13 protein-coding genes are annotated in these 9,688 nt (G+C 52.2%); 3 read left to right on the top strand and 10 right to left on the bottom strand.

The annotated features are described in order from the left end of the window. The coding region (locus KJ970_13880) for a DNA adenine methylase (GenBank protein MBU2692005.1) at window positions 1–218 on the bottom strand (218 nt) is incomplete at its 3' end. Between the two features lie 92 nt (window positions 219–310). Between KJ970_13880 and KJ970_13875 the strand changes: the two genes are divergently transcribed. Together KJ970_13875 and KJ970_13870 are read left to right on the top strand one after the other, a co-directional pair. Further along, window positions 311–541 carry a hypothetical protein gene (locus KJ970_13875; GenBank protein ID MBU2692004.1) on the top strand — a complete coding sequence of 77 codons (231 nt, stop codon included), beginning with the start codon at window positions 311–313 and terminating at the stop codon, window positions 539–541. Window positions 542–559: 18 nt separating this feature from the next. Further along, window positions 560–907 carry a hypothetical protein gene (locus KJ970_13870; GenBank protein MBU2692003.1) on the top strand — a complete coding sequence of 116 codons (348 nt, stop codon included), beginning with the start codon at window positions 560–562 and terminating at the stop codon, window positions 905–907. A gap of 92 nt (window positions 908–999) precedes the next feature. On the opposite strand, the gene KJ970_13865 is transcribed toward KJ970_13870, so the two are convergent. From KJ970_13865 to KJ970_13840, 6 genes are all read right to left on the bottom strand, one after another. Continuing rightward, the gene (locus KJ970_13865) at window positions 1,000–1,323 is read right to left on the bottom strand and encodes a hypothetical protein (GenBank protein MBU2692002.1); all 324 of its coding nucleotides are present in this window, start codon (window positions 1,321–1,323) and stop codon (window positions 1,000–1,002) included. A 180-nt stretch (window positions 1,324–1,503) separates the two neighbouring features. Next, a complete protein-coding gene (locus KJ970_13860; GenBank protein ID MBU2692001.1) occupies window positions 1,504–4,473 on the bottom strand; it encodes a hypothetical protein in 2,970 nt (989 codons plus the stop codon). Next, a complete protein-coding gene (locus tag KJ970_13855) occupies window positions 4,457–4,900 on the bottom strand; it encodes a hypothetical protein (GenBank protein ID MBU2692000.1) in 444 nt (147 codons plus the stop codon). The genes KJ970_13860 and KJ970_13855 overlap by 17 nt, the downstream gene beginning before the upstream one ends. After that, the gene (locus tag KJ970_13850; GenBank protein MBU2691999.1) at window positions 4,900–5,331 is read right to left on the bottom strand and encodes a DUF669 domain-containing protein; all 432 of its coding nucleotides are present in this window, start codon (window positions 5,329–5,331) and stop codon (window positions 4,900–4,902) included. The genes KJ970_13855 and KJ970_13850 overlap by 1 nt, the downstream gene beginning before the upstream one ends. An 80-nt stretch (window positions 5,332–5,411) precedes the next feature. Next, window positions 5,412–6,149, bottom strand: a complete 738-nt coding sequence (locus KJ970_13845) for an ATP-binding protein (protein MBU2691998.1) — start codon at window positions 6,147–6,149, stop codon at window positions 5,412–5,414. Between the two features lie 335 nt (window positions 6,150–6,484). Beyond that, window positions 6,485–6,763, bottom strand: coding sequence for a helix-turn-helix domain-containing protein (locus KJ970_13840; GenBank protein MBU2691997.1), 279 nt, complete (start codon window positions 6,761–6,763; stop codon window positions 6,485–6,487). Between the two features lie 90 nt (window positions 6,764–6,853). On the opposite strand from KJ970_13840, the gene KJ970_13835 reads away from it, so the two are divergent. After that, window positions 6,854–8,053, top strand: coding sequence for a hypothetical protein (locus KJ970_13835; protein ID MBU2691996.1), 1,200 nt, complete (start codon window positions 6,854–6,856; stop codon window positions 8,051–8,053). Between the two features lie 12 nt (window positions 8,054–8,065). Here KJ970_13835 and KJ970_13830 read toward each other — a convergent pair whose 3' ends face one another. From KJ970_13830 to KJ970_13820, 3 genes are all read right to left on the bottom strand, one after another. Next, window positions 8,066–8,512 (bottom strand): hypothetical protein, encoded by a 447-nt coding sequence (locus KJ970_13830; GenBank protein MBU2691995.1) that lies wholly within the window; start codon window positions 8,510–8,512, stop codon window positions 8,066–8,068. Beyond that, complete coding sequence (locus KJ970_13825; GenBank protein MBU2691994.1) at window positions 8,509–8,829, bottom strand: hypothetical protein; 321 nt, start codon at window positions 8,827–8,829, stop codon at window positions 8,509–8,511. Before KJ970_13825 ends, KJ970_13830 begins: the two co-directional genes overlap by 4 nt. Continuing rightward, on the bottom strand, window positions 8,787–9,688 hold a 902-nt coding region (locus tag KJ970_13820), incomplete at its 5' end, for a recombinase family protein (GenBank protein ID MBU2691993.1). The genes KJ970_13820 and KJ970_13825, both read right to left, overlap by 43 nt.

Genomic DNA, 9,688 nt, shown 5'->3' with positions numbered 1-9,688 from the left:
TCGGCGATATCCACCGAAACCACCCTGAAACCCTGCGCTTTGGCATAGAGCGAGACCGATCCGCCACCCATGAATCCGTCCAAGAATGTCAAACCAGACCAGCACCGCCGTGGCAGGATCCGGTCCACTTCACGGAAGATCAGGGGACAAAGCCGTCGCTTTCCACCCAGGTACGGCGGCAGCGCGGACCACAGCGTTAATCTTTTGTTTCTCGTCATTTTAATGCTCCCGCTAACTTGACTTCTCTCGGGTTGGAAGCGTTGTTACCAATGCGCCGGGCGATGGGGCCTGGCCCATAAGGAGGGGGAACATGAACCGGACGAACGCGAAGGCCACGAAGAAAGCCAAACAAGCCGCCGACCTGCTCGCCAAGGCTGCTGGGCTCATGCGCGAGGCTGCTGAGATGTCGGACAACACGATCGCCGGTGGCCGGTACGACTTCTTGCACTGGGCCACAGAAATTGAAGAACTGCTCTCCTGCGACGACGGAGAGGCAGGCATCAAACCGGCGCTGGACAAGATGACCAGGACGAACCCATAACCAGAAGGAGAAATGATCATGGCTAGGAAGCAGACCAAACCAGCCACAAAGAAGGACACGAAGAAGACCCAATCGGAGCAGAAAGCGAAGGACGCCAAGCAGGCCCCCAAGACGGCCGAGACCACACCTAAGGTGATCGAACCGGAGTCGGCCCCGAAGGCTACCAAGCCCGAACCCGCCCCGAAGCCGAACGTCACCGAACCACTCGTCGTGTTCGCCTTTAGGTTGACCCGCGCCGAACGCGATCTGATCCACCGGGTCGCCGGATCCGCCAAGGCGTCCAAGTTCGTCAAGGGTGTCGTGCTGGCGACAGCCCGAGGGGATCTCGATACCGTGAAGAAAATCCTCGAAGAAGGCATCTCCTGAGCGAGCCGCCAGCGGATCCAGAGGAGCTGCCGATCGCCCTCGGACATCCGATCCGGGGGTTGGTCGTTGCATCTCAACGCTCCTCTTCCCTCTCATCCAAGGCGATTCCACGGAACAATCACTCCGTCCAGCACTTTCTTGATCATGTGCACCCGCCGGGAGAACATGGGAGTCGTTCTGCGCAGCAACAACTCCTTAACCTCACGAGGGAAATAGACGACTAAGCCAGGGTGTTTGGACCGAGCCTCCTCCAAGTATTTTTCCTCCGAGACGACCAAAACGAGTTCACCACCCAGAACACCTGCTTTTAAAACAAACCATTTCTGCCATAGGACGATATCTCCGTTGCCATCCCTCAGGTCATCGTCCCTGACTACGGGACCGCTATCATCACCCAATAACTCACGTATTTTCATAATTAGATCCTTAGGGGTGCAGGTTTATCGTTATGTGTAACAAGCAATTACGCCGATATTGGGGTCAACCTGCACCTGCAATGGCCTCATTCGTTCCAACCCTACAAACAAGCCCAGAGCTAGGTTATCGGGTAGCATTGCATTGGTCGTTTTCAGGTGCAGGTTAGGCCCCATTTCGGTCTAATCCTCTGTCCCAGTTAAAGTTAAACTTGCACCCCTAACTTCTTCAAAGAAGTCTGGATGCGCCTTGAGAAACCGCCGGAGGAACTTGTTGAATTTCGGTTTCTTCACATAACCATCCCTTGTGCTGTCGAGCAGGGTGAAACGTTTCAGCACTTGGATGATCCGCTTGACGGTATCGACACTGCAGTTGGCCTGCTCGGCAAGATCCTCCCGCCGGATGGCTTTCGTTGTGTGCAGTGTGAAAATAATCTTTGCGAGATTTCCGGAACCATTCTCACCAGCATGCCGTTCCCCATCCCGCCGTCTTAAGAACTCCGCCTCGATCTCCTCGTAGTCATATAATTCACTGCCCATCCGACAGATTTGGGAGTAGTCATTCAACGCGCAGTTGTCGTGAGAATAGAGTCCATGTAGGAACTTCTTCGCTGCTCTGACATGTTGGGGTTCAATAACCAGTCGTGTGAAATGTTCATCCCCCGAAACATCTAGAACAGCAAATGCGGCTGCCAAGCGCGCCAGCTTTTTGCGAATATCGGATAATGCGACTAGGGGAACATCCACCGCATGGTGGTACACCTCCGCAAGTCCTTGCGCCTGTTCCAAACACTCCGCCTCAGCCTGTGACGTAAAAATGATCTGCTCCGGTTTAAGGTTCCATGCCCAATAGATGATGGCGCGCAGCATTTCCGGCGTGACCCGACCCGTCTCCACACTAGAATGTCGGCGATTAATAACGGACAGGTCGCTCAAGTCTCCGGAGTTTGCGAAGACCGCGATGTCAGTCCGCCGGATAATCGTCGGTGGGAAAATGGTTTTTAGAGACTGACAGCCGAACGCAAACTCATCCATGATCTGGTCTCTTTTGGGATTGGCTATCATGATCAACCGTGTTTGCGACTCGTAACCCTTCGATTGCACGCGATCGATTTGCAGGAATCCTTCGTCCATCCCCTTGGAAATAGTCCTGAGATCCTCTTCGGGCAGGTATTGCGCCTCATCGACAGTCAGGATACGCCGGGAGTTGGCCGGATAACGTCCGATCCGCACATGCCAGCCCTTCTGTTTGTGATCAACCAGGGCATAAGCCAATCCCGTCCGCGAGCCGGTCAATCCGGAAAAACAGTCACCGATCTTCGCGAACTCAGCGATGCGTTGGTGGGTTTGGGTTTTGCCCGATCCTGAATCTCCGATGACGACGGTGATCAACCAACCACGGATGATCTCGCCGTTGAAGGGAATCCATCGAGGGGAGCAGTAGGTCAGAAGGATGGCGACTAGGATTTCGTCGCGGTTGTAGACACGCGTGACGTTCTCGCTCATTTCCTTGATCTTGTCCGGCCAAGATAGGGACCGAAAGCCCCTGAGGCTATCGAGGTTCTCCTCTATCCTAAAACTTTCGTAGTCATCCTCAAGAGGCTCCAGGGTGTCGATCAGGAACGTCACCTGCTGAGTTTTAGGATGGCTCTTAACCCAGCCGGTAGCTCTGTAATTTCCTGGTTTCGGGTGATTGCTGGACAAGAAATAGACCTTCTTTTCCATGAGTTCTTGCATCTTCCCATCAATGGTTTGGACGACGTTTCCGTTCTCATCATGAGTCTGCGAAATGCGACAGGTTTTCTGGTGGCAAAAGAACTCTTTTACGGTCGTACATTTAAGAACCTCAATTTTGCATCGCTGACCGTATTTGCATGCATATTCACGGAGCATGGCCGTCACATGAGTGTTGGGTGACATGCAGGATCCGATGTATTCCTGTGAGGATCGCGGAATTCGTATCGGCTCACCGCGACCACCACACTCGAAACAGGTCCCGGCTTCCATCTTGCCGCAGTGCGAGATCTTAAACTCCTCTGCGGCATGAAAAGCTTCAGATGTTTCACCACATACGGTGATATCGCACCGAACTTTCTTGTCGATCAGGTCGGCACGCTCAATTTCCGTGAATGATTGTAGATCGAAAACATCCTCTGGCTCTTCCTCGATCTTAAAACTGTGAACTGGCGTATCATCGATGATCTTCTGGAGATCCGTCGCCGTATGTCCCCCTTTCATAAAGAAATCTGTTACATCCTTATCGTTTTTCTCGCCGGAAAGAGGTAGTATCACGTTCTTGATCGATCTCGCTTCTGATTCTTTGAGTGCTTTCAGGACAATGTTCTGAACGGCGGCTCGACCTTCGGTATCGCAGTCATAGATAATGACCACATCCTTGTCCTTGAACAAAGATGCCCACTCCGGGCGAAAGGTGGTGGCACCATGCGTCCCGGTCACAGCCATGAAGCCTTCCTGTTGAAGAATGAGCCGGTCCCACTCACCCTCGCAGAGGACTACTTGGTCACCTGTGTCGTTGGCCATTTCTTTTAGCCCATATAGACGTGCTGGTGACCCGTATTTGTGTTTGGCGTCCGTATAATTGATGATTTTGGGCTTCTCAGAGGTCGAGTAGAGCCGGATATTTACGACCTTCCCCCGTTCATCACGAACCGGGATCGTGTAGCGTTGACGCTTGGGATCCCAGCCAATCTGGTATCGCCTAATAGTATCTTGTGTGAGTCCCCGCTGCTCACGCAGACATCGCCCTGCAGTCTCGGTCTCCCTAAGATATGTCGCCCATTGATTAATAAGACCTTCATCGATCGGTGGGCGTGTGCTATCCGCCGATGACGGTCTCGGTACGCCAAGACGATCCCCGAGTTCAATGAGTGTCGATTTGAAGTCTTTGCCGGATGTGTGCATCAGGAAGTCAAAAGCACTTCCTTTCCCGCATCCCGCATGGCAACACCATTGCCCCGTCTGGGGGTTAAAACCGAATGACGGCGAGGTATCGGCGTGGAATGGACATAAAGCGGATATCCAGCCATCCCCCGACGATCGCGCCTGTTTTAAGTCCACGAACAGGTCCTGAAAATCGATCCGTTCGAGTATTGCCTCTTTATATCCTTTCCAGGCATCAGCTGATTCGGTCATTTACTTCATCCCCGTAGTACTTCCAGTATTTCTCCAACAAGGTTCTTGTAATGGCATTGCCATACTGCCGGTCCCCGGCGAAAATTATGTTCACCCCGTAGCGAACCGACCAGCCCAGCAAGGAATTTATCACCGCCTTCGGGTTCATTCGTGAGAACGGAGGGGGCTTCAGGAGATCTGGTATACTCGCTTCGACTACAATCGCCGCGTAGCCGTAATTACTAAGCCTCTCCACCTCAGCGCGAAACCGCGACCGATATCGTCCGAGTGACGAAAATGCATCCGCTGTTGTCTTTCGCTCCACGGCCACGCGATCCTCCAACCCGATGATCGAGTAGTCACCGGTCTTCAATGTCTTGATCTGCGAGAGCGGAAAGTCATAAGGAAGCCGCTCCCGCGTATCGATGGCGATTATTGGCTTATCCATCAGGGGAACGACACTTCCCCGTCTTCATCATTGCTGGGCGGCTCGACCGCTTCATAACCCGCGAATAGAACCCGATTGCTTGTCTTGGTATTCCCACCCTCATCGACGTAATCGGCTTCTATAACCGATACCATCGCCTCCCGGTCAATCAGCAATGCCGGTGTCATGTTAACTTCGCCAGTGACGTCAACACCCAGCTTTGAGCAGATGTGTTTTACCCGTGGCATAGCCCGATCACTGAAGACCAAATTGTCGAATATTCTGCGACCTTGGTAATCACCGCTCGCAACCTCGAACCACAACTTCCACATATCATCCCCATGTAGGGTTGATGATTCTTTGACATCGATCACTCGGCAGTGATATACACCCTCAGGTAAGGGTTTGAAGTTCTGAGCATCATCAACATTGCTGAAATTTATTCTTGGCATTTCAATCCTCCTGTTTTGTGTTTCCTTTTGATACTTCGACTATTACATTTTCCAGCTTGTCAATCTCACGGCGTCCTTGGCTACGCAACGATCTCGCCCGGCTTAGCAGCTTGGTTTAAAGTCCCAATCCCAAACGCCTTCTGCAGAACCTCATATGACAACTCAAACTCTCCGAGGGGCAGCTTCTGGGATCGATCCTTGATGCACTCCCCCAGAAACCGGCCCTTCTCGTCACGATACAGGCGTAGGATTGTGTCAAAGAGGTAGGGTAGGGACTTCTCCCCGTCGAATGTTTCCCCGATTGCCTTCATAAATGCTCCGTCGGCGTACTGAGTCTTTTGGCGAGCCGTGACGATGACGTTCATATCGAGTGCTATTATCCTGCGGATGAAATCCTTGAACTCCGCTTTTATGGTCATCCAATCCCGCACCTGCAGGTCGTAAAACTCAAAACGGTACCCCTTCGAACCCTTGTTCCGGCGCAGAAATATATCCGACCACTTTTTCTGCAGCGCATCCCAATAAACGGATACCGGATCGATGACAAGGGTGCGGTATTCATGTTGGTGGCTCGCCAGCCACTGAACCGCGGTCATGGCCTCATCCGCTGTACTGGCGCGCAGGACATCAAAGTCGAAGAGGCCGCCATAGAGATCCGCACTGCCTTCAAGATCGATGACGGCCGGGTTGGGAAATTGGAGTGCGAGAGTTGTCTTCCCGGTTCCCGAATCGCCCCAGACAAACAGTTTTAATCTCTTGTCCAGCGATCTCGACTTCTTAAAACGAGGGCTAACGTCAACATTATTCGCTCCCTGCATTCATTCACCTCCTCGATCTGATTCCTCAATTACCAAATGGCATGGCAAGCCATCCTTTATGTCGAGACGTGCAATCGTGCCATCCCCTATCTGGTTAAAATGTTCGAACATCTCGACGATCTGAGACTTTAATGCGAAATCATCCATTTTAACTTCGGGCCTTGGCCCCACAAGACCGCCAATTCTGACAGACCGTAAGACCCGTGGTTTGGGTATTAGCTGTGGTTGTCCATTATGTATGCGTAAATTTTCGATTCGGCCGAAATTGATAGACTGAAGCAACGTGAGGAAGCTCCTCTGCGAGGGCCATAGTGCTTTCTTCGTGGCCTTCAGCTTCATTGGTATGAGCCTCCCCGCGAGTGCAATGAAGGGTCGTTTTCTTTAGGAATCTGGTCCTGGGGCTGCTGACCAGGCCGATTCACCTTGATTGAATCCAGGGCCACATCGGATTGGCCCTGAAGCCAAAGCTCCCATGCTTCTCGCGGTATTCGAATCGACCCACCCATTTTGGTCGCTGGGATGACTCCAGCATCTATTAGCTGGTAAACCCTGCCCGTAGTCACACCGAGCAGCGGGGCGATGTCGGCTGGCCGGAGCAATTGCTTGTCATTCATGGAGATCCTCCGCATAAAACTTATTCACTTTTGTCTTGTCCTATATAAGACTATTAGCGTATCCTCATGGAATACATATGGAGGATACAGATGAAACGGCCCAAAACATATGCCGAAGTCCGAGAATGGCTTGAGAAGGAACTTAGGCGCCCGGTATCAGACAGCCTATGGTCATATCTTGATGAGTCGGGGTATATCTATCCAATCGTGACTGACCTTGAACCCGAGGGCCCAGACGATCTGCTCCGCGCAGCCCGAAAACTGAGTGATCTTATTCGAGGGGGGCAAGCCGGGAGGAAGAAACATCCTTATAGGAAGTTAGAAGATCAATTTTCAATTCCAGAAGCGGAACGTCTAAGAGCTCAGGTTACTTCCAATTTCATAGGACGACTCGCTGCCAACACGCCTGAAGTATGCTGCTTCTGGAAAGACTACCTTGGGGAAAAAAGGTTAACTAAAAAACAAGCCGGTATTCTTCTGGATTCGGAGGCCCCTCGCCTTTATAATTTATTGTTTTTCAAAAAACACAAAATACCATTATCTGGTCACGAATCTTGGTTTGTCTATTATAAGAATGGTCAATACAGCCCAATGTATACACGCAATAATTCATTTCTTGAAATCGAATGGAAAGGCAATGACCTAAAACTCCCTTATACTGTAGAACAGTGGTTGCGCTTAGGCGACAAACAATCACCCAAACTTTCAATTTTAGGAAATCGATTCACTCCTTTGCCCTCCAAGCGAGGATTTCATCGCGGCAACTCAACCTCGGTGGTCCCGGGTTCAGTGTTTGCTGTTTTGCGTGAAACGAGTATAAAACTAACTGAAACATTTGGATGGAGGGAAGAAGAAGCAACTTGGTATATACTGACCGAAGAACCACCCCAATCAAGCCCGATAGAAATTGAGCCGGTCGGTATATGGCGTCAAGATCATCGTCGCCTTCGGTTACGAATTACTGTCGAGTCTTGGGTGTCACCCAAAACTCTCATGAATGCCTATCGGTATCTCCAACAACAATCGAATGATTGTCAAAGTCACCTTTTTAGTATACGAAATCTTACCCTGGTAGACGAAGTTTCTGAGCTTCGCCACAGAAATGACCCAACACCATCCTGGCGGGAATTGATGCATTTATGGAACAAGGCACATCCCGATCTTGCATACATCCACCGTCAGTGCTTTCATCGAGATTTTAAACGCACGGTGGAAAAACTAATCATGCCCAAGTATTTTTGGCCATGGTTCGATCCCAAGAAAAAGACAAAGTCTAAGAAAGAACATTGAAGGCTACGGGCACTAAAGCTTGTCGCGATGCTTCACCCAAAGCTCCCATTGACTTTCCCAGCCAATTTCGGCCACGACATTTCTGATTTGGCGTTCGGTTACTCGATCACGCCTGTGGGTTGTTCGCGGGAGGAATAGTATTTCTTCTTGAATATCCGGTGATAAATTTAGCAGATCCATGATCTGGCTGATCCTCGCCCTAGATACACCCCCCAGCCGGGCCAGATCCGAATAGTCCTTGACGACACCCTTCCGGATTAGATCATCGAAATGAAGAGCCAGGGCCATCAGTCGCGAGATCCTCGGGATCCGGCCGGGATTGGCTTCTGTCGATGATACCCGGGCTCCCCTCTTCAACCGTCGACGCCCTCTGTCACCGTTCCGAAAGTGGACTTTGAACTCCAGGGTCGGGCCGGCTGACAAGGCCGTCGCTGTCTCCGGGCGTGCCTTCCCGCTCATGGTGCCCCCTCCTGTGAGAGCGCTTTGATCCCCGTCGGTCGAAACGTGATGGCGAGCGTCTCCCCGTCGTAGGCCACCCGCTCCACGAGAAGTTGGACGACCCGGGCTTGCTCCCGTGGTGAGAGGGTGTCCCATATAGGTACGAAACTCTCCAGGGCATCATTCATTTCTTTCTCGTCAACCCGGCTACTCTCCAGCTCGGCCTTTCGCTTATTGATCTCACCGAGTCGCCCCTCAGCGGCCTCGATGCGCTCCTGAAGATCCCCGAGCTTGGCTATTGCTGATTCCTGACGTCGGGCATTGGCAGCCGAGCCCACAAGTCGTTTGACCTCGGTGGACCCCGCTTCAGGTCCTTGGCGATTGTCCGCCGCTCGCGGTCGAGTTCATCGAGTTGCCCCTTTACATTTGCCCGGATCGTTTCCAACACTTTTTCCTGGAGCTTCGGATCGGCTCCGATGCCCTTAATCTGCTCGACCACGAACCGCTCGATCTCGCCCGCGGGGATGGATTTCGTTGGGCAGCTGTCCCGCCCATTCTTCTGAGCCTGACCGCAGACATAATAACGATATCTCCGATCACCTTTGTTCGTATAGGTGTGGTACATCGCGGTCTCGCAGGGCGAACACCAGAGGATCCCCCGCAACAGAGCGTTGTACTTGTTCCGAGAAACACGTCCGCCAGCGGTGCCATTGCGACCGAGAATCCTTTGCACCCGTTGCCAGACCTTCTCGTCGATAATCGCCTCATGCTCACCCGGATAGACCGATCCGCGATGCTGAATGTTGCCGATGTAAATCATGTTGGTGATCATGCGGGAGAAATTGCCCTTTTCGAATGGCACACCACCACGCTCCTGGCCCTTCTTCGTGGTCCATCGCTTCGTCGTACACCGCCGCCGGTTCAACTCCCGCACGGTCTCAAGCAGCGATTCCTTCTCCAGATAAAGATCAAAGATCGCACGAACCCTCGCGGCCTCATCCTCGTTCACCACCAGTCGCCCACCCGCGGGATCAATGTCATATCCCAGAACCGGGATGCCGCCGATCCATTTCCCCTTTCGCCGGGCCGCAGACATTTTGTCACTTGTCCGCTCGGAGATGATCTCCCGTTCGAACTGGGCGAAGCTAAAGAGCATGTTGAGCGTCAGCCGACCGATGGAGGTGTTGGTGGCGAACT

The organism is Candidatus Eisenbacteria bacterium (genome assembly GCA_018831195.1).
Lineage (GTDB): Bacteria > Eisenbacteria > RBG-16-71-46 > CAIMUX01 > JAHJDP01 > JAHJDP01.
This window is presented reverse-complemented; position numbering and strand designations above follow the sequence as displayed.